We start from the raw sequence: 26,195 nt of genomic DNA, 5'->3' as shown, positions 1-26,195 counted from the left end.
GGTCCGGTTGCCGAAACCGGATCGCGTGCCCCGCTGGGCGGCCGCTAGCGTGCGGGGCATGAGTACTCCCGACGCGACCGCTCCCGTGACCGAAGCGACCATTTCGGCCGCACACCCCCGATTCGCCGAGGCCCTGCGCGAACTGGGTCTCGATGTCGAGGTCCGCCGCTTCCCGGACGCCACCCGTACCGCCGCCGAGGCCGCCGCCGCCATCGGCTGCGAGCTCAGCGCCATCGTCAAGTCTCTGATCTTCGAGGCCGACGGGGCTCCCGTGCTGGTCCTGATGGACGGCTCCTCGCGGGTCGACGTGGAGCTCGTACGGCGGGAGCTGGGCGTCGGGAAGGTCAAGCGCGCCGGGGCCGATCTGGTCCGGGAGACCACCGGGTACGCGATCGGCGGTGTGCCGCCCTTCGGCCACCGTACGAAGACCCGGGTGCTGGCCGACCGCGGGCTGCTCGACCACGACGTGGTGTGGGCTGCGGCGGGCACCCCGCACACCGTCTTCCCGCTCGATCCCCAGACGGTCATCAGGCATGCCGGCGGCACCGTGGTGGACGTGCGCGAGCCGTCCGAGTGACGCCGCTGGTCGCATGCGCGGTCCTGATCGCGGCGATCACGCACGCCAGTTGGAACGCCATCGCGCACGCCATCAAGGACCAGCTGCTCTCCTTCACCCTGATCTCGGGGGGCGGGGCACTGCTCGGCGCGGTCGCCGCCTGCTTCGTGCCGCTGCCGGCCGCGGCGGCATGGCCGTATCTGATCGTCTCCGCGATCCTGCACGTCGCCTATATGGCGCTGCTGATGAGGTCGTTCACGCTCGGCGACTTCGGCCAGATGTATCCGATCGCACGCGGCACCGCGCCCCTGGTGGTGACGGTCCTCGCGGCGGTCTTCGTCGGGGAGCGGCCCGACGGATGGGCGACGGCCGGTGTCGCGGTCGCCTGCGCCGGGCTCGTCGGCGTCGCGCTGTGGGGTATCCGGGGCTCGGAGACCCGCCCGCACTGGCCGGCGATCGCCGCGGCCCTGGCAACGGGTCTGGCGATCGCCGGGTACACGACCGTCGACGGGGTGGGGGTCCGGGCCTCCGGCACCTCGCTCGGCTACATCGCCTGGCTGATGATCCTGGAGGGGCTCGCCGTCCCCGCGTACACCCTCTACCGCCGCCGCGGACAACTGGCGGCCCAGCTGCGGCCGTACGCGGCACGGGGATTGGCGGGCGCGGCCATGTCGGTGGTCGCCTACGGGCTGGTCCTGTGGGCGCAGACGAAGGCGCCGCTGGCCCCGATCGCCGCCCTGCGCGAGTCGTCGATCATTGTGGGCGCGGCGATAGGGACGGTGTTCTTCAAGGAGCGGTTCGGCGTACCGAGGATCGCGGCGGCCGGACTGATGGTGGTCGGGATCGGGCTGATGCTGCACACGAGTTGAGCGCGGCGGCGTCCGGGGAAGCACCGGCGCGGACGGCAGACACGGAGCGCAGGCAACCGTCGGCGGCGTCGGGGCGCGAAAGCTGCTGCTGCAGCTCATACGCCGTCGCCGGTGCCGGCTGATCCGGGGGGGTGCTGAGCCGGAACATCCCGCGGATCCTCAAGCGGAAACGGAGGCTGCGGAACCAGAGGCCTCTGCAGGTTCTGCGGCGGCTGCGGCGCGCGGGTGTCGGCGCAACCCGCGCAGCACGCCGGGCCGCCCACCGGCCTCAGTCCTGCGCGATCGCCCTCCGGAAACCCGCGTTCACGGCGAGCAGCCCACCGTCGACCCGCAGCGTCGTCCCGGTGATCCAGGACGCGTCGCGGGAGGCGAGGAAGGCGACCGCCGCCGCGATGTCGTCCGGTTCACCGACCCTGCCGAGGGGGTAGAGCGGGCTCACCCGGTCCAGTTCGTCGGCGCGGTCCGCCCACGCGTCCGTGCGGATCGTGCCGGGGGCCACGAGGTTGACGCGGACCCCGCGCGGACCGGCGTGGCCGGCGAGCGTACGGGTCAGGCTGCCCAGGCCCGCCTTGGCGGCGCTGTAGGCGTGGTTGCCGAAGTCCTGCTCGCCGTTGACGGAGCCGATGTTGACGATCGCGCCCCTGCCCGACGCCACCAGATGCGGCAGTGCTGCCCGTGAGCAGCGGTACGGGCCGGTGAGCGTGGCATCCAGATCGCCCTGCCAGACGTCGTCGGGCTCGTCCTCGAAGAGCGGGGTGTCGGGGGTGCAGCGGTACGCGTTGTTGACCAGCACGTCGAGCGTGCCGAACGCCTCGACCGCACGGGCCACCGCCGCCTCGACCGCCGGCCGGTCGCCCACGTCGCAGGCCAGCGCCTCGGCGGTGGCGCCCGTCTTCCGTATCGCTGCCGCCGTGTGCTCGGCGCGGTCACCGTCCAGATCGGTCACCAGGACGCGTGCGCCCTCGGAGGCCAGCCGGCGGGCCGTGGCCGCGCCGATGCCCTGTCCCGCGCCCGTGATGAGTACGCCGTATCCGTCGAACCTGGATTCACCGGTAGGAGTCATAGCGCCGACCGTACTGCTCTGACCAGGGCCTGGGCACGGGGATCGGCGGTGACTCCCTTCTGCAGACCGTTCGTCACATAGCCGAGCGAGATGCCCGATTCGGGGTCGGCGAAGCCGAGCGAGCCGCCGCGGCCCGGGTGGCCGAAGGAGCCGGGGGCGAGGAGCGGGGCGGCCGGGCCGTGCAGCATGTAGCCGAGGCCGAAGCGGGTGTTCACGACGAGCACCCGGTCCGGGCCCGCGGACTCCTCGGTGCGGGCGAGGGTGAGCGTGGCCGGGGCGAAGAGCCGGTGTCCGTCGACCGGGCCGATCATCGCGGCGTAGGCGCGGGCCAGCGCGCGGGCGGTCGCGATGCCGTTGGAGGCGGGGAGTTCGGCCGCCCGGTAGCCGGCGTCGTTCTCGTCGGGGAACGGGTCGATGGCGCCGAACGCGCGGCGGGTCAGCGACTCGGGATCACGGTAGGCGTCCACGACCGACCGCTTGGGGCGCATCCGCAGCGCCCCGCCGTTGCCGTCGAGAACGGGCGGCTCGACCGGTCCGATCCGGCCCACCCGGTGCGCCTCTTCCTCCGGGAGCCCGAACCAGAAGTCGAGGCCGAGCGGGCGGGCGATCTCCTCGGCGATCCAGCGGCCCACGGTGCGCCCGGTGACCCGTCGCACCAGTTCGCCGATCAGCCAACTGTACGTCTGTGCGTGGTAGCCGTGCGCGGTACCGGGCTCCCACTGCGGGCGCTGCGCGGCGACGGCGTGCGCCCCGGAGCTCCCGTCGGCGGCCTCCTGCGGCGTCAGCGGCCGGTCGAGGGCGGGGACTCCCGCACGGTGGGCGAGGAGGTGCCGCACAAGGACGCGCTCCTTGCCGGCCGTCTTGAACTCCGGCCAGTACGTGCCGACCGGGGCGTCCAGGTCCACCTGTCCGCGCTGGTGCAGCAGCAGCGGTACGGCCGCGGCGATGCCCTTGCCCGCAGAGCGGACGATCTGCACCGTGTCGACCGCCCACGGTTCGACACCGTCGACGTCTCTCGTGCCGGCCCACAGGTCGACGACCTTGCGCCCGTCCCGGTAGACGGCGACCGCCGCCCCCCGCTCCCCCCGCTGCTCGAAGTTACGGATGAAGGCGTCCCTGACCGGTTCGAATCCGGTCGCCACCGTGCCCCGTACGTCCACGCCTGCTCCTGCGCTCCCGCTCATCCCCCCATGGTGCATCGCTGCGCAGGTGAGCTGTACCGCGGGTGACCCTCAGCTCACCACGACCGGGACGTCGTGTGTCGCCGTCGGTCACACGCCCATGGTCACGGAGCGCGGGTCGAACCCGAAGGGCAGCTCCAGTCGGTGAGCACGCATCAACTCCTCGTCACAGAGCAGGTCCTGAGTACGGTTGTCGGCCGCGATGGCGCCTTCGCTGAGGATGACGGCGCGCGGGCAGAGCTCCAGGGCGTACGGCAGGTCGTGCGTGACCATGAGCACAGTGACGTCCAGGGACCGCAGGATGTCGGCGAGCTCGCGCCGTGAGGCCGGGTCCAGGTTGGAGGACGGCTCGTCCAGGACGAGGATCTCCGGCCGCATCGCGAGGACGGTGGCGACGGCGACACGGCGGCGCTGGCCGAACGACAGATGGTGCGGGGGACGGTTCGCGTACTCCTCCATACCGACCTGCCGCAGGGCCTCGGTGACGCGTTCCTCCAGTTCGGCGCCGCGCAGCCCGGAAGCGGCGGGCCCGAAGGCGACGTCCTCGCGGACGGTGGGCATGAAGAGCTGGTCGTCGGGGTCCTGGAAGACGATGCCGACGCGGCGGCGGATCTCCGCGAGATTGTGCTTCTCCACCGGGAGACCGGCGACCCGGACGGTGCCCGCTCCGGCGTCGAGGATGCCGTTGAGGTGGAGGACGAGGGTGGTCTTGCCGGCTCCGTTCGGGCCGAGCAGGGCAACGCGCTCGCCCCGGGCCACCGTCAGGTTCACCCCGAAGAGCGCCTGGTGGCCGTCGGGGTAGGCGTAGGCGAGGCCGCTGACTTCCAGGGACGGCGCGGGGGCAGTGGGCTTGCTCATACGGTCCATCCCAGCAGGCAGATGACGAGGGCGAGTACGGGGAGTGCCGAGGCGTGGGCCCATTGGGTCCTGGAGGCCGTCACCTCGTCGATGACCGGCATGGAACCGGCGTAGCCGCGGCTGACCATCGCGAGATGGACGCGTTCGCCGCGCTCGTAGGAACGGATGAAGAGCGCGCCCGCCGACTTGGCGAGGACGCCCCACTGCCTTACCCCACGCGCCTCGAAGCCGCGGGAGCGGCGGGCGATCGACATCCGCCGCATCTCGCCGGTGATCACATCCCCGTACCGGATCATGAAGGAGGCGATCTGGACGAGCATCGGCGGCAGCTTGAGCCGCTGCAGGCCGAGCAGCAGGGAGCGCAGCTCGGTGGTGGACGCGAGGATCACCGAGGCGGCGACGCCGAGGGTGCCCTTGGCGAGGACGTTCCAGGCGCCCCAGAGACCGGGAACGCTGACGGAGACGCCGAGGAGCTCCGTCTGCTCGCCCGGCACCACGAACGGCATCAGCACGGCGAACGCGACGAACGGCACCTCGATGAGCAGCCGCTTGAGGAGGAACGCGGCGGGGATCCGGGCGACCGCCGCGACCCCGGCGAGCAGCACGGCGTACAGCGCGAACGCCCAGACCGCCTCGCGCGGTGTCAGGACGACGACCAGCACGAAGCTGAACACAGCGGTGAGCTTGCAGTGCGGGGGCAGGTCATGGACCGGCGAGTGCACGTGCCGGTAGAGCTTGTGCGCGTGGCCTGCGCCCATCAGACGGCTTCCTTGGTGCGGATGTCGGCGGCTGCGTCCGGCGTACGCCGGCGGCGGACGGCCCAGAAGACCCCGCTGCCGACCACGATCGTGGCACCGACCCCGATCACCCCGGCCAGACCACCGGAGAGCCGCTCGTCGGAGATGTCCTTGACGCCGTAGTCGGCGAGCGGCGAGTCCTTGGCCGCGTGCTCCTCGACCCTCTTGTCGATGCCCTTGTCGGCGGCGACCTTCTCCAGGCCGTCCGGGTTGGCGGAGGCGTAGAAGGAGACGAAGCCCGCCAGCACGAGGGCGGTGACCAGGCCGGTGGCCCAGAGCCCCCGCGTGGAGCGGGCGGCGGCCGGCGCGACGGACCGCCGGGCGGGGGCGTCGACGAGCTCGCCGCCGATCCGGAGCTTGAGCGGGGAGGTGAGACCGCGGGCGCCGTGGACCAGATCGGGGCGGACGGCGATGACGGCTCCGACGGTCAGTCCGGTGATCACGGCCTCGCCGATACCGATCAGGATGTGCACGCCGACCATCGCGGTGAGGACCTTGCCGATCGGGATGTCGGTGGTACCACCGATCCAGTAGATCAGCGTGAAGACGCAGGCCGCGGCCGGTACGGAGATCAGTGCGGCGACGAATGCCGCGGCGGTCGTGGAGCGGCGGGTGCGCGGCAGGACGGTGGCGAGACCACGGAAGAGGGCGTACGAGACGACGGTGGTGGTGACGCCCATGACCGTGATGTTCACACCGAGCGCGGTGAGCCCGCCGTCCGCGAAGAGGATGCCCTGCATGAGCAGCACGACGGATATACAGAGCACCCCGGTGTACGGCCCGACCAGGATCGCGGCGAGCGCCCCGCCCAGCAGATGCCCGCTGGTACCGGCCGCGACCGGGAAGTTCAGCATCTGCACGGCAAAGATGAACGCGGCGACGAGTCCCGCGAGCGGCGCGGTGCGTTCGTCCAGTTCGCGGCGGGCACCCCGCAGACTGACCGCCACGGCACCCGCGGCGACCACACCGGCGGCGGCGGAGACGGGGGCGTCGATGAATCCGTCGGGTACATGCATAGGGAGGCTCCGCTTCCTGCGTTCCTGCACTGCTGCGCGGGGTCATGAACTTCTCAATAATAGGACCTTATTGCGAATCGCTCGCAAGAGCGCATTCATAACAAGTACTCGACTTTCTCATCGTGCCCTTTGGTCGAAATGTGGGACATTAGATATCAAACATTCACAAATAGGAGGATTCGGCCCATGCCCCCCGTGATCGAAGAACAGGCCGAAGCCCGGCTCATCACCGAGGCGACCGACACCTTCTCCGTCCCCGTCGACCTGCGGTACGACGCGGCCGTCGACCCGCGTACGGTGCATCTCACCTTCCCCGGCGGCACCGACTGGGCCTTCGGCCGGGACCTGCTGGAGGGCGGGCTGCACTCGCCGACCGGGCACGGCGCGATACGGATCTGGCCGTGCGGACGGGCGCAGCTGGTCGTGGAGCGGCACTCGGCGGACGGCGTCGAGGTGGTGCAGTTCGACAACGCGCCGCTGATCCGCTTCCTGGACCGCACCCACGGCGAGAGCAGGACGTCCGAGACCGCACCGGCGTGACGGCATGGATGAGCCCCCGTGCCGCTCGCACGGGGGCTCATCGTCCCTCCGGTCCCCCGTCCCCACAGGTAACCGGCGCATTCCGGGGCCGCGCTCCGCTCAGACGCGGACCCCGGGGCTCGTCCGGATCAGACGCGCGTCAGTTCGCGCTCGCCCCGGGCATCGCCGTGCCCGTCTCCGCCGGACGTCTCGCCGAGCTGCTTGCGCAGCCCCTCGCCCTCCACGTCGACATTGGGCAGCAGCCGGTCCAACCAGCGCGGCAGCCACCAGGCGCGCTTACCGAGCAGGGCGAGGACCGCGGGCACGATCGCCATCCGGACGACGAACGCGTCGAAGAAGACGGCGATGGCGAGCGAGAAGCCGATCATCTTGATCATCGACTCGCTGGAGCCGATGAACCCGGAGAAGACCGCCATCATGATCACGGCCGCGGCGGTGACGACGCGGGCGCCGTGCTTGAAGCCGGTGACGATCGCCTGCGGGGGCTTCTCCCCGTGGACGTACGCCTCGCGCATCCGGGTGACGAGGAAGACCTCGTAGTCCATGGCGAGACCGAAGACCACACCCACCATGAAGATCGGCATCATGGACATGATCGGGCCGGTCTGTTCGACGCCGAAGAGCGAGCCCAGCCAGCCCCACTGGAAGACCGCGACGACCGCGCCCAGGGCCGCGACGACCGAGAGCAGGAAGCCGAGGGCCGCCTTCAGCGGCACCAGCACCGAGCGGAAGACCACCATCAGCAGCAGGAACGCCAGGCCGACGACGAGCGCCAGATACGGCAGCAGCGCGTCGTTCATCTTCTGTGAGAAGTCGATGTTCATCGCCGTGGATCCGGTGACCAGGACCTCGGCGCCGGTGTCGGACTTGATGTCCGTGCCCGCGTCACGGATGGCGTGAACCACGTTCTCCGTCTCGGTGGAGCTCGGCCGGTCCTTCGGGATCACGGTGATCATGGCGGTGTCGCCGGCCTTGTTGAAGTGGGCCGGGGTGACCGCGACGACGTGCGGGATGCCGGAGATCTCGTCGGAGACCTGCTTGACCGCGGTCTTGCCGTCCGAGCTGTTCGCCGTGTCCACGACGACCATCAGCGGCCCGTTGAAGCCGGGGCCGAATCCGTCGGAGAGCATGTCGTAGGCGCGGCGCTGGGTGGTGCTGGTGGGCTGGGAGCCGTCGTCGGGCAGGCCCATCTCCAGCGAGGCGGCCGGTACGGCGATGACCCCGAGGCCGAGGACTCCGACCAGCAGCACCCAAACCGGCTTGCGCAGGACGAACCGCGCCCACCGGGTACCCATGTTCGGCTTCGCCTCCGGCCGGCTCGAAGCCTCGGCGGCCTTGCGCGCCTTGCGCCCCATGACCCGCTTGCCCGCGAAGCCCATCATCGCCGGGACGAGGGTGAGCGCGATCAGGACGGCGATCGCGACCGTGCCGGCCGCGGCGAAGCCCATCTTCGACAGCATCGGAATGTTGACGACGGCCAGGCCGACCAGGGCGATGACGACGGTGAGACCGGCGAAGACGACCGCGGAACCGGCCGTGCCGACCGCCCGCCCCGCCGCTTCCTCGCGCTCGCGGCCCTCGGCCAGCTCGGCCCGGTAACGGGAGACGATGAAGAGCGCGTAGTCGATGCCGACCGCGAGGCCGATCATCATCGCGAGCGTGGAGGTGGTGGAGCCCAGGTCGAGCACGTTGGCCAGGGCCGTGATCGTCGAGACGCCGATGCCGACGCCGATGAGCGCGGTGAGCAGCGGCAGACCCGCCGCGACGAGCGAGCCGAAGGTGATGACCAGCACCACCGCCGCGATCGCCACACCGATGATCTCGGTGGCCCCGGTCTCCGGCATCACCTGGAGCGCGTCACCGCCGATCTCCACGGTCATCCCGCTCTTCTGCGCCGCGTGGCCCGCGTCCTCCAGGGCGCTCCGGGTCGCATCGGTCAGCTCCATCGAGTTGACCTTGTAGGACACGGAGACGTACGCCGTGGAGCCGTCCTTGCTGACGGCGTTGGCGGTGTACGGGTCGGTGACCGAGGCGATCTGGTCCGAACCCGACTTCAGCTCGTCAGCGATCTTGTTGACCTCGGCCTTGTTCGCCGGGTCCGTCATCTTCTGACCGGCGTCGGCCTTGAAGACGACCCGCGCGGTCGCGCCGTCGGCGCTGGAGTCGGGGAAGCGCTGTTCCAGCAGGTCGAAGGCCTTCTGAGCCTCCGTACCCGGAATGGAGAAGGAGCTGGAGGTGGCGGTGGACGCGGAGGCGGCGCCGAATCCGGCGAGCGCCAGCAGTGCCACCCAGACAAGGGCGACATAGCGGCGGCGCCGGAAGGCGAACCGTCCGAGCTTGTAGAGGAATGTGGCCACGGAGGCGTACTCCCGGTCAGGTCGTGTGAGTGGAAAAGGGCGTGAGGAACCAGCCCGACGACGAGAGCGGCGTGTCAGGTGGGGCTTGGGGAGAGGGTCGTACGGAGGGGACGGGGTCAGACGCCGAGAGCGGGGAGGATCACGGAGTCGACGTAGTCGGTGAGAAACGCGTGGTCGATGGGGCGGTCCTCGACCAGCTGCCGAGCGGTGAAGGCGCCGACCAGCATGTGCGGTACATATTTCAGCGCCGGGTTGTCCGGACGCAGTTCACCCCGGTCCACGGCTCGGCGGAGCAGCGAGTCGAGGCCGGTTATCTCCGGCTCGATGAGCAGTTCGCGCAGTGCCTGGTACAGATCGGGATTGTCGTGGACGGCTTGCATCAGGCCCCGCATCAGCGCGGAGCTCTTCTGCATCTGGCAGTCGTCGGTCCGGCCCAGCGCGGCATGGAAATCTCCGCGCAGCGAACCGGTGTCGACATCGGCGAGGTCGCCCGGCTTGTCATGGCGCAGCGCCTTGACGACCAGCTCCGGCTTGCTCCCCCACTGGCGGTAGAGGGTGGCCTTGCTGGAGTGGGTACGGGCGGCGACAGCGTCCATGGTCAGGGCGTCGTAGCCGACCTCGCGCAGCAGGTCGAGCACAGCGGCGTAGAGCTCGCTCTCGCGCTCGGGCGTGAGGCGGGTGCGTGCCACGGGTCGACCTCCTGTCCTGTCACTCGTACGTCAGTCAACCGAACGAAACTGTTTCGTACACCTCGAAGGTACACCCCCCGGCCGAGCGAAACTGCATCGTTTCGCTTGTGTGTTGCACCACAAGTTCTTCCGCACCACGAGTTGCCGCGTCCCGCTCACGCGGAAAGCATTGGGGGGTGAGTGACGACGTCGCGTATCTCCGTTTCCCGCACCTTCACAAGGGCCTGCTCTGCTTCGCGGCCGAGGACGACCTCTGGGTCTCTCCCCTCGCCCCCGAGGGGCAGCAGCCCGGCCGGGCGTGGCGGGTGACCGTCGACCGGACGCGGGTCAGTCACCCGCGCTTCTCGCCCGACGGGACCCGTATCGCGTACACGACCTGGCGCACTCTGGATCCCGAGATCCATCTCGCCCCGGTCGAGGGCGGGCCGGCCCGCCGGCTCACCTACTGGGGGGCGACCGACGCCCGGGTCTGCGGCTGGACCCCCGATCCGGACGAGACGTCGCACATCCTCGCCGTGTCCTCGCACGCGCAGCCGTTCTCGTACTTCTCCTGGGCCTACAGCCTTCCCACGGACGGCTCCCCCGGCGGCAAGCTCCCGTGGGGTCCGGTCTCCGACATTGCGGTCGCGGACATCGACGGCGAACGGCGCACGCTGCTGCTCACCGGCACACCCCCGCACGAACCGGCCGCCTGGAAGCGGTACCGGGGCGGGGCGATGGGGCGGCTGTGGCTGCACGGCGAGCGGCTGCTGCCCGATATCGGCGGCCATCTGGACTCGCCGATGTTCGTCGGCGGCCGGATCGCGTTCCTCTCCGACCACGAGGGCGTCGGCAATCTGTACTCCTGCCTGCCCGACGGCTCCGACCTGCGCCGTCACACCGACCACGACGCCTTCTACGCCCGGCACGCGTCCAGCGACGGACGCCGGGTGGTCTACCAGTGCGCGGGCGAGGTGTGGCTGGTCGACGACCTCGAATCATCGGACGCGGTACCGCGGAAACTGCAGGTGCGGCTCGGCGGGCCGCGGGCCGGGCGGCGTACGTACCAGGTGCCGGCCGCCACCAATGTCGACTCGCTGTCCGTGGACGAGACGGGCCGGGCGAGCGCCGTCTCGGTCCGCGGCAGTCTGTACTGGCTGACCCACCGCGACGGGCCCGCCCGCACGATCGCCGACACCCCCGGGGTCCGGGTCCGGCTGCCCGAGATGCTCGGCAGCATGGGCCAGGTCGCCTACGTGACGGACGCGGACGGCGAGGACGCCATCGAGATCGCGTACCTGCCGCGCGCCAGCGGTGACCGGGCACCGCGCCGGCTGGCCTCCGGCCAGGTCGGCCGGGTCCACGAACTGATCGCCGACCCGGAGGGCGAACGGCTCGCGATCGCCACGCACGACGGCCGGCTGCTGCTCCTCGACACGGCCGAGGAGTCCACCGGCGAACCGACCGAGCTGATCCGCTCCATCAACGGGCCGGTCCGCGATCTGGCGTTCTCACCGGACGGCGCCTGGCTGACCTGGTCGCATCCCGGGATCGGCCGCTCGCTGCGGCAGATCAAACTGGCCCGGATCATGGGACCGGGCGCCCCGGTGATCGTCGATGTCACCAACGGCCGCTTCGAGGACGAGAACCCGGTGTTCACCGGTGACGGCCGGTATCTCGCGTTCCTCTCCTGGCGCGGCTTCGACCCGGTGTACGACGTCCACACCGGCGACCTCTCCTTCCCGCTCGGCTGCCGCCCATACCTGGTGCCGCTCTCCTCCGCCACCCCGTCCCCGTTCGCTCTCTCACCGGAGGGGCGTCCGGCGGCGGGCGGCCTCGACCCGGTCGACACGTCGGAAGAGGCTCCGGCCGAAGGGGCCACGGTCACGGTCGAGTTCGAGGGGCTGGAAAACCGGGTGACGCCGTTCCCGGTCACCGCGTCGAAGTACTCGGCTCTGCGCCCGGTCAGCGGCGGCGGGCTCGTCTGGCTGCGCTGGCCGATCTCGGGCGCGCTCGGCGAGACGTTCGCCAACCCGGCAGACATGTCGGGCCGTCCCACGCTCGAACACTTCAACATCACGAAGGCCAGGAAGACCGAACTCGTCGGCCATCTCGACTGGTTCGCCGTCAGCGGCGACGCGACCCGGCTGGTCGTCATGGACGAAGGAGAACTGCGCGCCGTACCGGCCACCGAGGTCGGCGACAGCGACTCGACGGTCTACCTCGACCTGCGGCGGATCCTGCACGATGTCGACCCGGCGGCGGAATGGCGGCAGGCGTACGGGGAAGCGGGCCGCATCATCCGCTCCTACTTCTGGGACCCCGACATGAGCGGCATCGACTGGGCGGGTGTGCTCGACCAGTACCGTCCGCTGGTCGAACGGGTCGCGACCCCCGACGAGTTCGCGGACCTGCTGCGCGAGGTCCTCGGCGAACTGGGCACCTCGCACGCGTACGTGGCACCCGCCCGCCGCAACGAGGGCCCGCCGCACTACCAGCGGGCGATCGGCCTGCTCGGCGCGAACCTGGTGTGCCGGGACGGCAAGTGGATCGTCCGACGGATCCTGCCGGGCGACTCCTCGGACTCCAAGGCGCGTTCACCGCTCGCCGGTACGGGCATCCGGGAGGGCGCGATCCTCACCCACGTCGACGGCCGCCCGGTGGATCCGGTCGAGGGCCCCTACCCCCTTCTCTCCCAGGCGGGCGGGACCACCGTCGAACTCACCTTCCGCCCCGCCGAGGGCGAAGGGCCCTCCCGCCGTGTCGCCATCGTCCCCCTGGTCGACGAGCGCCCGCTCCGCTACCAGGACTGGGTCGCCAAACGCCGCGATGTCGTACGGGAACTGAGCGCCGGCAAGTGCGGATACCTGCACATCCCCGACATGGGCGGCTCCGGCTGGGCCCAGTTCAACCGGGACCTGCGGATGGAGGTCTCCCGCCCCGCCCTGATCGTCGACGTACGCGGCAACGCGGGCGGCCACATCAGCGAGCTGGTCGTCGAGAAACTGACCCGCACGATCCTCGGCTGGGACCTGACCCGCGACGCCCAGCCGGACTCGTACGCCTCCAACGCGCCCCGCGGGCCGGTGGTGGCCCTCGCCGACGAGGCGACCTCCTCCGACGGAGACATGATCACCGCCGCGTTCCGCCTGCTGGATCTGGGCCCGGTGGTGGGCCAGCGGACGTGGGGCGGGGTTGTCGGCATGACGGGTCGGCACCGATTGGGCGACGGCACGGTGATCACGGTGCCGATGAACGCGGCGTGGTTCGACGCATACGGATGGTCGATCGAGAACCACGGTGTCGAACCGGACCTGGAGGCGCTGCGCACGCCGCTGGACTGGGCGGAGGGCCGGCACGCGGTGCTGGACGACGCGGTGCAGATCGCGCTCGACCTCCTGAAGTCCCACCCGGCGTCGACCCCACCGACGTACGAGGACGCCCCGAACCGCGCACGGCCACCGCTGCCGCCGCGATAGGCGCACATCAAGCCCGTCCGGCGATTGAGGACAAAAGAAGGGGGCCGGGGGCGTGCCCCCGGCTTCGGAAAACGCGAAAGGCGCGTCCGGTCTCCCGAACGCGCCCCTCGCACCGACGAGTCAGGTCTCGTCGTCGTACCGGTCGCGCGCCCCCTGCGCCGCGTCCCGGGCCTTGCCCCGCGCCCGTTCCGACGAACCGGACGTCCGCTCGCGCGGCTCGCCCTTCTTCTCGCCCACGTTCTTCTTCGCCTGATCGGCGAGCTCTTGCGCCTTGTCCTTGAACTGGTCTGCGATACCCATGCTGTTCACTCCTAGTGCGGTGCTCGGGATGCGTTGGGGGGTGACCCCGTTGGGGCCTCGACCAGACTTACACGGTAGGACATCCCACGCATTTCGATCACTTACGCTGCGTGCTCGCACCCCGCGCGACCTCGTCCGCCGCACCCCCGGCGCCCACAAGTCCCTTGCTCACGCCCTCGAGCCGCGACCCGAACCGCTTCATCTCGCGCTGCCCGACCACCCCGATGACCGCCGGCAGGTATCCCCGCACCGACTGCATGCCGCGCAGCCACCACTGCGCGTACACGTGCGCCGAACGCCGCTCGATGCCGTCCACGATCCGGTCGACCGCCGGGCCCAGCGGATACGTGCGGTTCGCCGGCCACGGCAGCCGCTGCCGCAACTCCCGCATGGCGTCGTCCTCGTCGGCGCCCCGCACCATGTCGGTGTCCGTCCACGACAGGTAGCCGACACCGACCTTCACGCCCCGGTATCCGACCTCCGCCCGCAGACTGTGTGCGAACGCCTCCACGCCCGACTTCGACGCGCAGTACGCGGTCATCATCGGCGCCGGAGTGATCGCGGCGAGCGAAGCGATCTGCAGGAAGTAGCCGCGGCTCTCCATCAGTACGGGCAGGAACGCCCGCCCCGTCACCGCGCCGCCGATCAGATTGACCTCGATGACCCGCCGCCACACCTCCGGGTCCGAGTCGACGAACGGCCCGCCCGAAGCGACCCCCGCATTGGCGACGACCACGTCGACCTTGCCGAAGCGCTCCTTCACCTCCTGCGCGACCTGTGCCATCGCCACATGGTCGGTGACGTCCGCGTACCAGTGGTCGCTCTCCGCGTGCAGCCGCTCGGAGACCTTCTTCAGCTCGTCCGGCTCCAGGCCGACCAGCGCCAGCTTCGCGCCGCGCGCCGAGAGCTTGCGGGCCAGCAGCTCGCCCACGCCGCGCGCCGCGCCGGTGACGACCACGACCTGTCCTTCGAGACTGCGCCTGCCGCTCATACGACCTCCTCCTCAACAGTGCCACTGACGGTGCCGGTGACAGGGGTGACATACCCGGCGACCAGTTCCCGGATTTTCGCGGTGACCGCCTCCGGCGCCTCCACCGGTGTCATGTGGCCCATCCCCGCCAGTTCGGTGAGCCCCAGGCATTCGGGCAGCGCCGCCGCGAGGGCGCGCGCGTGGACGGGCGGAGTCAGCCGGTCCTCCGAACCCGCGATCACGGCGGTGGGCACCCGCAACTCCCTTACGCCCGAGTCGAGATCGAGTTCCGCGAGCACATGCCCCCAGGAGACCCGGGCCGCCCGCGGGCAGGCGTGCACGATCCGGGCACAGGACTCGACCCGGTCCGGGGCCGAACCGGCGCCCATCGTCGCGTACTTGAGGATCCGCTTCGATACAGGTGTGACCGGCCCGAGCGGGGCCCGCGCCCCGAGGATCGCGCGGGTCATCCGGGTGCGGACCGCACCGGCCCGCATCGGTACGACGAGCGACTCGGCGATCAGCCGCGAACTGCCGGTGCTGCACAGCAGTACGGCTGCCGCATGCTCGCGCAGCCCGGCCCGCCGCGAGGCGGCCATCAGCGTCATGCCGCCCATGGAGTGCCCGGCGAGCACCGCCTGCTCGCCGGGGGCCAGCGCCGCGGTCAGCACCGCTTCGAGGTCGTCGGCGAGCGCATCGGTGCTGTACCCCTCGGGGCGGACGGCGGGCGTGCGGCCGTGGCCGCGCTGGTCGTAGACGACGACCCGGTGGTCGACCGCCAGGTCGCGGATTTGCGCGGCCCAGAAATGGGTGTTGCAGGTCCAGCCGTGCGCGAGCACGACCGCGGGGGCGCCGTCCGGCCCGTGCAGCTCGACGTGGATGCGGGAGCCGTCGGCGGAGACAGCGGTCAGTTCGCGCGTGGGCACCGGCGGGGCGTCCTCGCGCCGCAGCGGCCGGCTCATCGCGCGACCTCCTCGGCGACGGCCTTCCCGGCGACGACGGTCCCGGCGGCATCGGTCTTCCGGGGCCGGATGACCTCGTACTCCCCAAGGTCCACCGTCCGAGTCGCCCGGCGGAACTCACCTGTCGTGCCCGGCCAGACCGTGGTGTTGCGCCCGCCTGCGTCCAGATACCAGCTGGTGCAGCCACCGGTGTTCCACACGGTCCGCTTCATCCGCTCCTGGACCCGCCGGTTCCACGCCCCGACCGCCGACGTCCGCACACCGAGAGCGGTCCGCCCGCCCAGGACGTTCAGCTGGCGCAGATAGTCCGCCATGTAGTTCAGCTGGGACTCGATCATCAGGATCATGGAGGAGTTCCCGAGCCCCGTGTTGGGGCCGATGATCGTCATCCAGTTGGGGAAGCCCGCCGCGGTCGCGCCGCGCAGCGACTGCATGCCGTCCTTCCAGGACTCGGCGAGCGTGATGCCTTCCGCTCCGACGACCCGGTCGGCGATCGGCATGTCCGTCACGTGGAAGCCGGTACCGAAGATGATCGCGTCGACCTCGGTCTCCGTGCCGTCGGCGGCGACGACGGTCGAGCCGCGCACCTCGGCCAGCCCGGAGGCGACCACATCCACATTGGGCTGGGCGAGCGCCGGGTAGTACGTGCTGGAGAGCAGAATCCGCTTGCAGCCGATGCGGTACGAAGGCGTCAGCTTGGCCCGCAGCGCCGGATCCTTGATGGCCCGTGCGATGTTGGACTTGGCTATCCTCTCCACCGGGCCGAGCTCGTTGGGGTGCTTGGTGAAGGCGCTGACCTGCAACTCCCGTATGCCCCACAGCAGTCCGCGGCGCGCGGTGCCGGTGAACGGAAGCGCGCGGTGCAGCCACCGCTCGGCGCCGCTGATGTTCCGGTCCATGCGCGGCATGACCCACGGCGGGGTGCGCTGGAACAGGGTCAGCCTGCCGGCCTTCGGCTGGATCGCCGGCACGATCTGGATCGCGGAGGCACCGGTGCCGATCATGGCGACGCGCTTGCCGGTCAGGTCGTAGTCGTGGTCCCAGCGGGCCGAGTGGACGACCTTGCCGGGGAAGTCGGCGAGACCGGGTATGTCCGGCATCTTCGGGTCGGAGAGCGGGCCGGTCGCGGAGACGACGACATCGGCGACGATCGTGGTCCCGTTCGCGGACTCGATCACCCAGTTCAACTCGTCGTTGTCCCACCGCATCATGGTCACTTCATGACCCAGCCTGATGTGCGGGCGCAGCCCGAAGGTGTCGGCGACATGTTCCAGATAGGCGCGGATGTGCTCCTGCCCGGAGAAGGTGCGCGGCCAGTCCGGGTTGGGGGCGAACGAGAACGAGTAGAGGTGGGACGGTACGTCGCAGGCGCAGCCGGGGTAGCTGTTGTCGCGCCAGGTGCCACCGACGGAGTCGGCCCGTTCCAGGACGACGAAGTCGGTGATGCCTTCGCGGCGCAGCCGGACCGCGGCCCCCAGGCCCCCGAATCCGGATCCGATCACCGCCACGCGTACATGCTCGTGCTGGGCCATGCTGCCGCCTCCCGCGGTACGTCACACGACTCTGCCAGCAATCACTGGCATTGTTGGGAGAGTAGAGCAGCTCCGTACCGATGGGTAGGGGTCCGGCAAGGGAAAGTTACCGGCGGTACAACATAGGGTGCGGTGGTGGCCGAAGGACGCGAGCACCGCGAATACCGCATGGAGGAGCTGGCCAAGGAGGCCGGCATCCCTGTGCGGACCCTGCGCTTCTACCGGGAGCGCGGTCTGATCGCGCCACCGCGCCGGGAGGGGCGCATCGCCTGGTACGACGACCACCACCTGGCCCGGCTGCGGACCATCGCCGGGCTGCTGGAGCGCGGCCACACCCTCACCGGAATCGCCGATCTGGCCCGCACCTTCGAGAGCGGCCGCGATGTCGCCGAGGTGCTGGGGCTGGGCGAGCCGACCGAGGAGACCCCGGTCCGCCTCACGCCCGAACAGCTCGCGGACTACTTCGAGGGCGAGGTCACCCCGGAGAACCTCGCCACGGCCCTGGACCTGGGCTATCTCGCCACCGACGGCGACGAGATCGTACACATCAGCCGCCGCCTCCTGGAGGTGTCGGCGGAGCTGGTACGCGAAGGCGTGCCGCTCTCCACGGTGCTCTCGGCGGGGCGCCGGGTCCGGGAACACGCGGACGCCCTCGCCGAACTCTTCGTACAGGTGCTGCAGGCCCACACCACGGAGACCGAACCGCCCCAACTCCGCCCGCTCGCCCGCGCAGTGATGGACGCCGAGCTCTCCATGGCCCTGGACCGCCGGCTGCGCCGCGACGACGGCACGCAGCCACCGAAGGGGCCGGAGACGTAACCCCCTGCGACCGCTCACCCAAAAGCGCTCGCCATCACGGCAATTGACTACGCATCACACTTCCACGGTCGATGGACACCTTGGAAACGGCCCGCACCGCCCGCCATCGGCGCCGCTCGACAACAGGTGCTGTCGGCGAGGCCGCGGGAGGCCGACCGCCCCGCTTCGGCGGGCTCCGACGCCGTCCAGGCGCGCTTCGTCGCGCTCCTGCTGGAACCGGGCGAGGACTACGGGCGCCGTACGGCAGGAACGCACCGCGGTACACGCCGGATGGCGCACAGGAGCCGCCCACCCCGACGAAATCACGTTGCCCGCCCTTCCCCCGTACGCAAGGCTTTCCCCCATGTCCGACAACAATCCGAGCGGTTCGCACGGGGTTGCAGCCCTGTTCTCCCACGGGCGGCTGACCACGATCCCCCGCAAGCCGGCCCGCCGCGAGCAGCTGCTCGTCCACCTGGCGCAGACCCTGTTCGAGCCGGACCGCACCTACAGCGAACGCGAGGTCAACGAGGCGCTGCTCACCGTGCACGACGACTACCCGGCGCTGCGCCGTTTCCTGGTCGTGGCAGGCCTGCTGACCCGCCCCAAGGACGGCAGCAGCTACCGGCGGGCCGGGTAGAAGCCCCCTACAGCTCGAAGACGGCCGTCACCGGCGCGTGGTCGCTCCACCGCTCGCCGTGTGTGGCGGCCCGCTCCACCCATGCCTTTCTCGCACGCCCGGCGAGACCGGGGGTGGCCACCTGGTAGTCGATGCGCCAGCCCGCGTCGTTGTCGAAGGCCCGCCCGCGGTAGGACCACCAGGAGTACGGCCCTTCCTCGTCGGGGTGGAGCGCCCGCACCACATCGACGTACGCAGCCTCGTCGAAGACCCGGGTCAGCCACTCCCGCTCCTCCGGCAGAAAGCCGGAATTCTTCTTGTTGCTCTTCCAGTTCTTCAGGTCGGCCTCCTGGTGGGCGATGTTCCAGTCGCCGCACACCAGCACCTCACGGCCGCCGGCCGCGGACCGCTCCCTGAGCCCCTTCAGATACGGCAGGAACGCGGCCATGAAGCGCTCCTTCTCGTCCTGCCGCTCCGTACCGACCTCACCGGACGGGAGATAGAGGCTCGCCACCGTGACACCCGGCAGGTCGACCTCGACGTACCGGCCGCTGTCGTCGAACTCCTCGCCCCCGGTGCCCCCGAAGCCGCCGAACCCGATCTGCACCCGTTCCGGTGCCCGGCGCGTGTAGAGAGAGACCCCGGCCCGCCCCTTGGCGGCCGCCGGTGCGTGGACGGCGTGCCAGCCGTCGGGCTCGCGCACCTCGTCGGCGAGCTGGTGCGGCTCGGCACGCACCTCCTGCAGGCAGATCACATCGGCTTCGGTCCCCGCCAGCCACTCGACGAAGCCCTTCTTCGCGGCGGCGCGGAGCCCGTTCACATTCACGGTGGTCACGGTGAGCATCAGTGCACAATACCGACAACCACCCATTGCATACCTGTACCATTTCCCGCATGAATATCCAGCCTCGGTCGTTCGACCACCCCGACGCCGTCAAACTCAACGACCAGGTGCAGCTCGAATACGCGGAGCGCTACGGCGACGAGGGCGATGTCACACCACTCGCGCCGTCCATGTTCCGGCCTCCGCGCGGCCTCTACCTCCTCGCCTACGACGAGTCGGGCGCACCGGTCGCCACCGGCGGCTGGCGTGCGCAGGACCAGAACGAGGAGGGCTACCTGGACGGTGACGCCGAGCTCAAGCGGATGTTCGTGATCCCGGAGAGCCGCGGACGGGGTCTGGCCCGCCGCATCCTCGCCGCTCTCGAAGCGGACGCACGGGCGGCGGGCCGCACCCGGATGGTGCTGGAGACCGGCGACCAGCAGCCGGAGGCGATCGCGCTGTACACCTCCAGCGGCTACACCCCCTGTGAGAAGTTCGGCTACTACCGCACGTACGAGAGCAGCCGCTGCTTCGCCAAACCGCTCCAGGAGTCGTGAACCGGCCCCTGTCCTGATCCAGGGCGTGTTTCAGATGTGGTCACAGCCACTCATTGATGCAGGCGATGTGCAGGGTTGCCTCGTAGCGGACGGCGAGCTTGTCATACCTGGTGGCCACGGCCCGCTTGTCGAACTTCGGCGGCCGGCCGCCGCGCAAGCTGCGCTTGCTCCGGTGGGCGGCCTGGTCCTTCTTCTCCGGGATGGTGCACTTGATGCCGCGCCTGCGCAGGTAGGCGCGGTTGGCGCGCGAGGAGTAGGCCTTCTCCGCCCGTACCCGGTCCGGCCGGTACGCGGACGGCCGCCACCAGACCGAGCCACCCGGATGCTCTCCAGCACCCGTTTGAACTGCGGCGAGTCGCCCCGCCGGCCGGCGGTGACCCAGCGCCAGCGGCTTTTGGCCCTGCTCGACGGATCGGTGGCGCTTGGTGGTCAGCCCGCCGCGCGACCGTCCGAGCCCGTGATCTCTACCGCTCGGGCACGTCCTGCCACGGTGCCCCGGTCCGCGTCCGCCACCGGATGCCATTGGATGAGCTGCCGTTTCGTCCACTTCGGTGGCCGACCCCGCTTCTTCCCCACCGGCAGCAACGGCTCCAGCACCGCCCACTGCGCGCCGGTCAGATCACCGCGGCCCACGCGCCAAGATCGTCTCAGTAGTGGATTACGCGGGTACCCCACTACTCACAGGCCCTAACGTTGGTCCATGCTCAAGATGCCGTCACGGGTCGAACTACGCCCGCTCACCCTCTCCGACCAGGACGAGTTCTGCACGCTCGTGCAGGCCAGCTCCGAGCTGCACCTGCCATGGATGCAGCTACCCGCGACCGCGGAGGAGTTCCAGGTCTGGATGCGCCGCTTTGACGACGGCACCAACCGGGGCTTTCTGGTCCGTGTCCGGGAGACCGGCACAGCCGCCGGCATGGTCAACATCAACTCGATTATCCGGGGCCGCTACCAGGGCGCGTCTCTCGGCTATGCGGCCTTCGCCCCGTCCGCCGGGTACGGGTACATGACCGAAGGGCTCGCCGTCACCCTGCAGCACGCCTTCACCGACCTGCGGCTCCACCGGCTGGAGGCCAACATTCAGCCGGCGAACAAAGCATCCCTGGCCTTGGTCCAGCGGCTGGGCTTCCGCTACGAAGGGGTTTCGCCCGCCTACCTCTACATCGACGGGGGCTGGCGGGACCACGAACGCTGGGCCATTACCGCACCAACCCCCTGGACACCCGATCCGTCCCTTCCCGAGGTCTGAGTCGCACGGCGCCGCTTATGAAACACGTTCCAGTGCCCCTCCCGGCAAGCTTCGCCGTTCACGGCACTGGAGCTCTCCGAGGAACCCGAGCAACGCGGCGTTGAACCGCTCCGGCTGCTCCAGGTTCGGCAGATGCGCGGCACGGTCGACGACCACGAGCGCGGAGTCCGGGGTCAGCCGGTGCAGGGCCTCCCCGTCCGCGACCGGCGTGTACGTGTCGTCCGCACCGAAAACGAGCAGGACCGGCACCTCGGCCCCTGCGAGCGACTCCCGGTAGTCGGGCCGCTCGGCCCTGCCCCGCAGCGCTGCCGCGGCGCCCTCGGGAGCGGTCGTACGCATCATGGCGAGCACCTGCGCGGCGACCCCGGGCAGCGCCGTGACGTTGTACGGGGCGATCATCCTGTCGATCACCTCGTCCGCGTACCCGGCCATCCCCTCGCCGAGCAGCCGGTCGGCCAGCCGGTTACGGAAAGTCTTGCCGTCGTCGCTCTCGGAGACCGGGGAGGTGTCGGCGAGGACCAGCGCCGACACCCGGTTCCGGTGCAGGCGGTGGAACTCCATGGCGATCTGCCCGCCCATGGAGAGCCCGCCGACCACGGCCCGTTCGACGCCGAGATGGTCGAGGAGCGCGGCCATGTCGTCGGCGAAGTCGGCGAGCAGGGTGCGGCCCGGTACCACGGCGCTCTCCCCGTACCCGCGCAGATCCGACGCGATCACCTGGTACCCGGCCCGCTCCAGCGCCTCGGCCTGCGGTGCCCACATGGTCCGGTCGAACGGATGACCGTGGATCAGGACGACCGGCAGACCGCCGGACGGCCCCCGGTCGTCGTACACAAGGGTCGTACCGCTCTTCGTCCGGAACTCCATGCCGATTCCCCCTGGTTGTGCCCGCCGGCGGACGCCGACCCGGCCGCGAAACAACGTCGTGCCCCGATGCCTCACCGCACGCGGGCAACACCTACATAGAACCCGCTGCGTTCGTTCTCCGGCGCCGGCTCCTCCCGGTACCACTCCGCGGCCGGCACGAGCCCCGGCTCGACGAGATCCAGACCGTCGAAGAACGGCTCCACTTCACTGTGGCTACGCATCCGCAGCGTGATGGCGCCCTTCTCGTAGGCGGACTCGGTCTCGGCCCGGAGCTCCGGATGCTGGTCGGCCGTGCCGTGCGACAGCACCAGATAGCTCCCCGACGGCAAGGCGTCGACCAGGGTTCGGGTGATGCCGTACGGGTCCTGATCGTCGGGCAGGAAGTGCATCAGCGCGATCAGCGACAGGGCGACCGGCCTGCGGAAGTCCAGCAGCCGACGGGCGTGATCGAGGATCAGCTCCGGCTTCCGCACATCCGCGTGGATGTAGTCGGTGGCCCCTTCCGGACTGCCGACCAACAGCGCTTCCGCATGGCGCAGAACGATGGGGTCGTTGTCCGCGTACACGATCCGGGCGGCGGGCGTGATCGCCTGGACGATCTGATGCAGGTTCGGCGAGGTGGGGATGCCGGTGCCCACGTCGAGGAACTGATCGATGCCCTGCCGCGCCAGCCAGGCGCAGGCGCGATGCATGAAGGCCCGGTTCCGCGCCGCGTTGCCCCGCGCCTCCGGAGGCAGCTTCTCCCCCACAGCCTGATCGACCGGGTAGTTGTCCTTGCCGCCCAGCAGCCAGTCGTAGACGCGCGCAGGGTGGGGTTTGCTGGTGTCGATCTGGGGCGTGGGCGGGCCGGCGTTCACAGGACGCTCCTCCGTACGGGGAATCGCGGGAAGGGGACTGCGCCTCGATCCTGCCGCAAGATATCCGCGCGGGAAATACCGGATGGGACGAACTGCCCTGGGTATCAAACCGTCTTGGAAACGGCGAAGTCCCGCCCGATCTTTCGATCGGGCGGGACTTCGCCGTGCGGTGGACCTGTGGGGATTTGAACCCCAGACCCCCTCGATGCGAACGAGGTGCGCTACCAGACTGCGCCACAGGCCCTTGCAACGAGTGAAACTCTAGCACCCTCAGAGGGGTGCTTGGAAATCCGTTCCCTTGCTGGTCAGCCGGGTCGGCGTCGCAGCGGGTCTCACTCGTTGGCGGCGCGGGGCCGATCGCCGTCGTCGTACTGGTCGAAGAGCGGGGTCCGGCCGTGGTCGCGGAAGCGGCGGGGCGAGCCGGTGCGCTGGCGTGGCGCCGGTTCGACCGGAGGCGCGGCGGGGGGCGCGGTGCCCGTCTGGGTCGGCTCGGCCGTGCTGGAGCGGGCCGCGCTCCAGGTCTCCGGGTTGCCGACCTCGACGCCGCCCGTGGCGCGCGGGGCGACCGGCGCGGTGACGTACGTCGGCAGCGGGACCGGGACCGGCTCCCAGCTGTCGCCCTGGACCCTGCCGCGTTCACGCTGCTGATCGACCCATTCCGCGTGGTCCGTCTGCTCGACCAGGGCGCGGCGGCCCGCCTCCTGCGGAGAGACCACGGGGGCGGGCTCGGGCTCCGGGTGGCGCGCTTCGGGCTCCTCGTCGGACTCGGCGGGGGCCGTCGTCGCGGGCTGGTGCCTGCGGGGACGGTTCTCGCGCAGGCGCTGCGCCGCGACCTCTGCCCTGCGCCGGTCCATGGTGAAGACGAACCGGCGCCGTTCCTGGGCGCGCAGATGAACGATGTACATGCTCAGCAGCACGGCCGGCACCGCGGGCGCCCACAGGAAGCGGAGGCCGCCGACAGCCGCGACGACCGCGCCGAGGGTGAAGGCGAGGAAGAGGATCGACGTGGTGCGCCTCCGGCGCGCGAGGACCTGCGAGCGCTGGGCGCGCCGGGCGCGCTCGGCGTCGGCCCCGCCGGGTCGTGTGCGCCGGGCGGGCACGGGCGCGTGTACGGCTGTGTCCTGGGCCTGCGGCTCCGGTGCGCGCGCCGGGTCGTGCACCCGGGCTTCGGTGTGCGCCGGAGGCGCGGCAAAGGCCCGGACGTCCACGGAATCCATTCGGTCCGTGTCCGCGTCCGGGTCGGCGTCGGGGTCCGCCTTCTCGGCGGTGCGTTCCCGCAGCTCCTTGGCATATCGGCGCTCCATGGCCGCCCGTCCGGACAGCAGCCGGATGGCGGTGCTGAAGCGTTCCGTCGGACGGGCTTCATTGAGCTCGTCCTGCCTGCGGAGCCACATCGGCACCAAGTAGGCGGCCCAGGCCCCGACGATGACTGCATAGATGAGGCCGCTGCTGCTCACGTCTCACACCGTAGAGGGGTTTGCACGGAGGCATCCGCCAATTGGCCCGGTGTGTCGCACGATCCGGCTGATATCGCGGACTTTTTTTGTGATTGTTCAGATCGGCAGTCGGCGTTTGCGCGTTCGTTAGCGGCCACAGATCGACCAATTTCGAACACCTATTTTATTTCGCGTGACGTTCCGGTCGTGCCTGGTGCCAGCGCCGGAGCAGTCCGTCGGGCACCTCCTCCGCCGTGAGCGCAAAGATCAGATGGTCCCGCCAGGCACCGTCGATGTGGAGATAGCGCGGGCGCAGCCCTTCCTCGCGGAATCCGAGTTTCTCCACGACCCTCCGGCTGGGCCCGTTCTCCGGCCGAATGCACACCTCGATGCGGTGCAGTCCGACCGTCCGGAAACAGTGGTCGACAGCGAGCGCGACCGCGGTCGGCATCACACCGCGGCCCGCCACATCCTGATCCACCCAGTAGCCGACGTGTCCCGAGCACATCGACCCCCAGGTGATCCCGGCGACCGTCAACTGCCCGACCAGGCGCCCCTCGTACTCGATGGCGAAGGGCAGCATCCGGCCCGCGTTGGCCTCGGAACGCAGATGGCGGATCATCTGACGGTACGTGGGGCGCCGGGCGACCGGGCCGCCCGGGGCGGGTGGTGGAACCGTCGCCTCCCAGGGGCGCAACCAGTCGCGGTTGCGCCGGTTGACCTCGCGCCACACGCGCTGGTCCCGCAGCTTTATCGGCCGGAGGGTGATCGCGCCGTCCGTCAGGATCACCGGCCAGGTCGGGACGTTCAGCTCGGGCTCCCGGGTCGGGGGTGGTCGCCGCCGCGGAGCTGGTCGACGGCGTGCACCAGAAGACGTTCGAGGACGGCAAGTCCGTCCCGCACCCCACCGGTGGAGCCCGGCAGGTTCACGATGAGGGTGCCGCCCGCCACACCCGCGAGACCACGGGAGAGCGCGGCCGTGGGGACCTTCTCGCGGCCCTCGGCGCGGATCGCCTCCGGGATGCCGGGGATCTCGTGGTCGAGGACGCGGCGGGTGGCGTCGGGGGTGCGGTCGGTGGGTGAGATGCCCGTACCACCGGTGGTGACGATGGCGTCGTACCCGGCGGCCACCCCGGCCCGCAGGGCCTGCTCGACGGGGTCGCCGTCGGGGACGACCTGCGGTCCGTCGACGGCGAAGCCGAGCGCCGTGAGCGCCTCGACGATCAGGGGGCCGCCCCGGTCGGCGTAGACACCGGCCGAGGCGCGGTTCGAGGCGGTCACGACGAGGGCGGCGTACGGGGCGGTCAGCGCACCGCCGAACGGCGCCGCGTCGGGCGCCGTCATGCGTCCGCTCCCTCCGGCGCCTGGCGCCGGTAGTCGCCGGACTTGCCGCCGGACTTCGCCTCGACCCGGACATCCGTGATGACCGCGCTCTTGTCGACCGCCTTGATCATGTCGATCACGGTGAGCGCGGCGACCGAGACGGCGGTCAGCGCCTCCATCTCCACGCCCGTGCGGTCCGTCGTCTTCACCGTGGCGGCGATCTCCACCGCGTCGTCGGCGACGCGCAGATCGACCTTCACGCCGGAGACGGCGAGCGGGTGGCAGAGCGGAATCAGCTCCGGGGTGCGCTTGGCACCCATGATCCCGGCGATGCGGGCGGTGGCGAGGGCGTCGCCCTTGGGGACTCCCTCGCCACGGAGCAGTTCGACGACGCGCGGCGAGACGAGGACCCGGCCGCTTGCGCGGGCGACGCGCACGGTGACGTCCTTCTCGGACACGTCGACCATCCGGGCCGCACCCGCCTCGTCGAGATGCGTCAGCCTGTTCTGCGTACTCAC

At 70.6% G+C, this 26,195-nt stretch carries 26 protein-coding genes, 1 tRNA gene and 1 pseudogene; 8 read left to right on the top strand and 20 right to left on the bottom strand.

Features of this window, described 5'->3' with window-relative positions; genetic code table 11:
* Positions 1-58 precede the first annotated feature (58 nt).
* Both OG972_RS24300 and OG972_RS24295 read left to right on the top strand, forming a co-directional pair.
* Complete coding sequence (locus tag OG972_RS24300) at positions 59-577, top strand: YbaK/EbsC family protein (RefSeq protein ID WP_266984751.1); 519 nt, start codon at positions 59-61, stop codon at positions 575-577.
* A complete protein-coding gene (locus OG972_RS24295) occupies positions 574-1,425 on the top strand; it encodes a DMT family transporter (RefSeq protein WP_266984749.1) in 852 nt (283 codons plus the stop codon). Before OG972_RS24300 ends, OG972_RS24295 begins: the two co-directional genes overlap by 4 nt.
* A 268-nt stretch (positions 1,426-1,693) precedes the next feature.
* Here OG972_RS24295 and OG972_RS24290 read toward each other — a convergent pair whose 3' ends face one another.
* From OG972_RS24290 to OG972_RS24270, 5 genes are all read right to left on the bottom strand, one after another.
* Complete coding sequence (locus tag OG972_RS24290) at positions 1,694-2,488, bottom strand: SDR family NAD(P)-dependent oxidoreductase (RefSeq protein ID WP_266984747.1); 795 nt, start codon at positions 2,486-2,488, stop codon at positions 1,694-1,696.
* Positions 2,485-3,648 carry a serine hydrolase domain-containing protein gene (locus OG972_RS24285; RefSeq protein WP_266990686.1) on the bottom strand — a complete coding sequence of 388 codons (1,164 nt, stop codon included), beginning with the start codon at positions 3,646-3,648 and terminating at the stop codon, positions 2,485-2,487. Before OG972_RS24285 ends, OG972_RS24290 begins: the two co-directional genes overlap by 4 nt.
* Positions 3,649-3,759: 111 nt before the next feature.
* Positions 3,760-4,527, bottom strand: a complete 768-nt coding sequence (locus OG972_RS24280) for an energy-coupling factor ABC transporter ATP-binding protein (RefSeq protein WP_266984745.1) — start codon at positions 4,525-4,527, stop codon at positions 3,760-3,762.
* Entirely contained in the window at positions 4,524-5,285 is a 762-nt protein-coding gene (gene cbiQ / locus OG972_RS24275) for a cobalt ECF transporter T component CbiQ (protein WP_266984743.1), read from the bottom strand. Before cbiQ ends, OG972_RS24280 begins: the two co-directional genes overlap by 4 nt.
* The gene (locus OG972_RS24270; RefSeq protein ID WP_266984741.1) at positions 5,285-6,340 is read right to left on the bottom strand and encodes an energy-coupling factor ABC transporter permease; all 1,056 of its coding nucleotides are present in this window, start codon (positions 6,338-6,340) and stop codon (positions 5,285-5,287) included. The genes cbiQ and OG972_RS24270 overlap by 1 nt, the downstream gene beginning before the upstream one ends.
* 186 nt (positions 6,341-6,526) lie before the next feature.
* On the opposite strand from OG972_RS24270, the gene OG972_RS24265 reads away from it, so the two are divergent.
* Complete coding sequence (locus tag OG972_RS24265; RefSeq protein WP_323135893.1) at positions 6,527-6,880, top strand: SsgA family sporulation/cell division regulator; 354 nt, start codon at positions 6,527-6,529, stop codon at positions 6,878-6,880.
* Positions 6,881-7,008: 128 nt separating this feature from the next.
* Here OG972_RS24265 and OG972_RS24260 read toward each other — a convergent pair whose 3' ends face one another.
* Both OG972_RS24260 and OG972_RS24255 read right to left on the bottom strand, forming a co-directional pair.
* A complete protein-coding gene (locus OG972_RS24260; RefSeq protein WP_266984739.1) occupies positions 7,009-9,237 on the bottom strand; it encodes an MMPL family transporter in 2,229 nt (742 codons plus the stop codon).
* Positions 9,238-9,353: 116 nt separating this feature from the next.
* Positions 9,354-9,926: a TetR/AcrR family transcriptional regulator gene (locus OG972_RS24255; protein ID WP_266984737.1), complete on the bottom strand. Its 573-nt coding sequence runs from the start codon at positions 9,924-9,926 to the stop codon at positions 9,354-9,356.
* A 176-nt stretch (positions 9,927-10,102) separates the two neighbouring features.
* Between OG972_RS24255 and OG972_RS24250 the strand changes: the two genes are divergently transcribed.
* Positions 10,103-13,384 carry a S41 family peptidase gene (locus OG972_RS24250; protein WP_266984735.1) on the top strand — a complete coding sequence of 1,094 codons (3,282 nt, stop codon included), beginning with the start codon at positions 10,103-10,105 and terminating at the stop codon, positions 13,382-13,384.
* A 120-nt stretch (positions 13,385-13,504) separates the two neighbouring features.
* On the opposite strand, the gene OG972_RS24245 is transcribed toward OG972_RS24250, so the two are convergent.
* The 4 genes from OG972_RS24245 to OG972_RS24230 form a co-directional block, all read right to left on the bottom strand.
* A complete protein-coding gene (locus OG972_RS24245; RefSeq protein WP_266984733.1) occupies positions 13,505-13,684 on the bottom strand; it encodes a hypothetical protein in 180 nt (59 codons plus the stop codon).
* 97 nt (positions 13,685-13,781) lie between these two features.
* Positions 13,782-14,675: an SDR family oxidoreductase gene (locus OG972_RS24240; protein WP_266984731.1), complete on the bottom strand. Its 894-nt coding sequence runs from the start codon at positions 14,673-14,675 to the stop codon at positions 13,782-13,784.
* Positions 14,672-15,616, bottom strand: coding sequence for an alpha/beta fold hydrolase (locus OG972_RS24235; RefSeq protein ID WP_266984729.1), 945 nt, complete (start codon positions 15,614-15,616; stop codon positions 14,672-14,674). The genes OG972_RS24240 and OG972_RS24235 overlap by 4 nt, the downstream gene beginning before the upstream one ends.
* Complete coding sequence (locus OG972_RS24230) at positions 15,613-17,148, bottom strand: NAD(P)/FAD-dependent oxidoreductase (RefSeq protein WP_266984727.1); 1,536 nt, start codon at positions 17,146-17,148, stop codon at positions 15,613-15,615. Before OG972_RS24230 ends, OG972_RS24235 begins: the two co-directional genes overlap by 4 nt.
* A 168-nt stretch (positions 17,149-17,316) precedes the next feature.
* Between OG972_RS24230 and OG972_RS24225 the strand changes: the two genes are divergently transcribed.
* Together OG972_RS24225 and OG972_RS24220 are read left to right on the top strand one after the other, a co-directional pair.
* The gene (locus tag OG972_RS24225) at positions 17,317-17,967 is read left to right on the top strand and encodes a MerR family transcriptional regulator (protein WP_266990684.1); all 651 of its coding nucleotides are present in this window, start codon (positions 17,317-17,319) and stop codon (positions 17,965-17,967) included.
* Positions 17,968-18,310: 343 nt separating this feature from the next.
* A complete protein-coding gene (locus tag OG972_RS24220; RefSeq protein ID WP_266984725.1) occupies positions 18,311-18,586 on the top strand; it encodes a DUF2087 domain-containing protein in 276 nt (91 codons plus the stop codon).
* 7 nt (positions 18,587-18,593) lie between these two features.
* On the opposite strand, the gene OG972_RS24215 is transcribed toward OG972_RS24220, so the two are convergent.
* Positions 18,594-19,409, bottom strand: coding sequence for an exodeoxyribonuclease III (locus OG972_RS24215; RefSeq protein ID WP_266984723.1), 816 nt, complete (start codon positions 19,407-19,409; stop codon positions 18,594-18,596).
* Between the two features lie 50 nt (positions 19,410-19,459).
* Between OG972_RS24215 and OG972_RS24210 the strand changes: the two genes are divergently transcribed.
* Positions 19,460-19,945, top strand: coding sequence for a GNAT family N-acetyltransferase (locus OG972_RS24210; protein WP_266984721.1), 486 nt, complete (start codon positions 19,460-19,462; stop codon positions 19,943-19,945).
* Positions 19,946-20,084: 139 nt separating this feature from the next.
* On the opposite strand, the pseudogene OG972_RS24205 reads toward OG972_RS24210, so the two are convergent.
* Positions 20,085-20,411 (bottom strand): annotated as a pseudogene (locus OG972_RS24205) (transposase); the annotation flags it as partial.
* A gap of 234 nt (positions 20,412-20,645) precedes the next feature.
* Here OG972_RS24205 and OG972_RS24200 point away from each other — a divergent pair.
* Positions 20,646-21,194, top strand: a complete 549-nt coding sequence (locus OG972_RS24200; RefSeq protein ID WP_266984719.1) for a GNAT family N-acetyltransferase — start codon at positions 20,646-20,648, stop codon at positions 21,192-21,194.
* 15 nt (positions 21,195-21,209) lie between these two features.
* On the opposite strand, the gene OG972_RS24195 is transcribed toward OG972_RS24200, so the two are convergent.
* From OG972_RS24195 to moaC, 7 genes are all read right to left on the bottom strand, one after another.
* A complete protein-coding gene (locus tag OG972_RS24195; RefSeq protein WP_266984717.1) occupies positions 21,210-22,061 on the bottom strand; it encodes an alpha/beta fold hydrolase in 852 nt (283 codons plus the stop codon).
* A 71-nt stretch (positions 22,062-22,132) separates the two neighbouring features.
* Entirely contained in the window at positions 22,133-22,918 is a 786-nt protein-coding gene (locus OG972_RS24190) for an SAM-dependent methyltransferase (RefSeq protein WP_266984716.1), read from the bottom strand.
* A gap of 170 nt (positions 22,919-23,088) precedes the next feature.
* Positions 23,089-23,162 (bottom strand) — tRNA-Ala (locus OG972_RS24185).
* Positions 23,163-23,250: 88 nt separating this feature from the next.
* Complete coding sequence (glpR, locus tag OG972_RS24180) at positions 23,251-24,375, bottom strand: gephyrin-like molybdotransferase receptor GlpR (protein WP_266984715.1); 1,125 nt, start codon at positions 24,373-24,375, stop codon at positions 23,251-23,253.
* 163 nt (positions 24,376-24,538) lie between these two features.
* Positions 24,539-25,144 (bottom strand): GNAT family N-acetyltransferase, encoded by a 606-nt coding sequence (locus OG972_RS24175; protein WP_266984714.1) that lies wholly within the window; start codon positions 25,142-25,144, stop codon positions 24,539-24,541.
* A 17-nt stretch (positions 25,145-25,161) separates the two neighbouring features.
* The gene (locus OG972_RS24170; protein WP_266984713.1) at positions 25,162-25,698 is read right to left on the bottom strand and encodes a molybdenum cofactor biosynthesis protein B; all 537 of its coding nucleotides are present in this window, start codon (positions 25,696-25,698) and stop codon (positions 25,162-25,164) included.
* Complete coding sequence (gene moaC / locus OG972_RS24165; RefSeq protein WP_266984711.1) at positions 25,695-26,195, bottom strand: cyclic pyranopterin monophosphate synthase MoaC; 501 nt, start codon at positions 26,193-26,195, stop codon at positions 25,695-25,697. The genes OG972_RS24170 and moaC overlap by 4 nt, the downstream gene beginning before the upstream one ends.

Origin of the sequence: Streptomyces sp. NBC_01669 (genome assembly GCF_026339735.1) — a bacterium.
GTDB classification, from domain to species: domain Bacteria; phylum Actinomycetota; class Actinomycetes; order Streptomycetales; family Streptomycetaceae; genus Streptomyces; species Streptomyces yanii.
The sequence above is the reverse complement of the archived record's forward strand: the minus strand, read 5'-3'. Positions and strand labels throughout refer to the sequence as shown.

Coding starts and splice junctions, on each gene's coding strand:
- OG972_RS24300 (WP_266984751.1), top strand. CDS start 59: ATGAGTACTCCCGACGCGACCGCTCCCGTGACCGAAGCGACCATTTCG.
- OG972_RS24290 (WP_266984747.1), bottom strand. CDS start 2,488: ATGACTCCTACCGGTGAATCCAGGTTCGACGGATACGGCGTACTCATC.
- OG972_RS24280 (WP_266984745.1), bottom strand. CDS start 4,527: ATGAGCAAGCCCACTGCCCCCGCGCCGTCCCTGGAAGTCAGCGGCCTC.
- cbiQ (WP_266984743.1), bottom strand. CDS start 5,285: ATGGGCGCAGGCCACGCGCACAAGCTCTACCGGCACGTGCACTCGCCG.
- OG972_RS24270 (WP_266984741.1), bottom strand. CDS start 6,340: ATGCATGTACCCGACGGATTCATCGACGCCCCCGTCTCCGCCGCCGCC.
- OG972_RS24265 (WP_323135893.1), top strand. CDS start 6,527: ATGCCCCCCGTGATCGAAGAACAGGCCGAAGCCCGGCTCATCACCGAG.
- OG972_RS24245 (WP_266984733.1), bottom strand. CDS start 13,684: ATGGGTATCGCAGACCAGTTCAAGGACAAGGCGCAAGAGCTCGCCGAT.
- OG972_RS24240 (WP_266984731.1), bottom strand. CDS start 14,675: ATGAGCGGCAGGCGCAGTCTCGAAGGACAGGTCGTGGTCGTCACCGGC.
- OG972_RS24235 (WP_266984729.1), bottom strand. CDS start 15,616: ATGAGCCGGCCGCTGCGGCGCGAGGACGCCCCGCCGGTGCCCACGCGC.
- OG972_RS24230 (WP_266984727.1), bottom strand. CDS start 17,148: ATGGCCCAGCACGAGCATGTACGCGTGGCGGTGATCGGATCCGGATTC.
- OG972_RS24225 (WP_266990684.1), top strand. CDS start 17,317: ATGGAGGAGCTGGCCAAGGAGGCCGGCATCCCTGTGCGGACCCTGCGC.
- OG972_RS24220 (WP_266984725.1), top strand. CDS start 18,311: ATGTCCGACAACAATCCGAGCGGTTCGCACGGGGTTGCAGCCCTGTTC.
- OG972_RS24215 (WP_266984723.1), bottom strand. CDS start 19,409: ATGCTCACCGTGACCACCGTGAATGTGAACGGGCTCCGCGCCGCCGCG.
- OG972_RS24210 (WP_266984721.1), top strand. CDS start 19,460: ATGAATATCCAGCCTCGGTCGTTCGACCACCCCGACGCCGTCAAACTC.
- OG972_RS24200 (WP_266984719.1), top strand. CDS start 20,646: ATGCTCAAGATGCCGTCACGGGTCGAACTACGCCCGCTCACCCTCTCC.
- OG972_RS24195 (WP_266984717.1), bottom strand. CDS start 22,061: ATGGAGTTCCGGACGAAGAGCGGTACGACCCTTGTGTACGACGACCGG.
- OG972_RS24170 (WP_266984713.1), bottom strand. CDS start 25,698: ATGACGGCGCCCGACGCGGCGCCGTTCGGCGGTGCGCTGACCGCCCCG.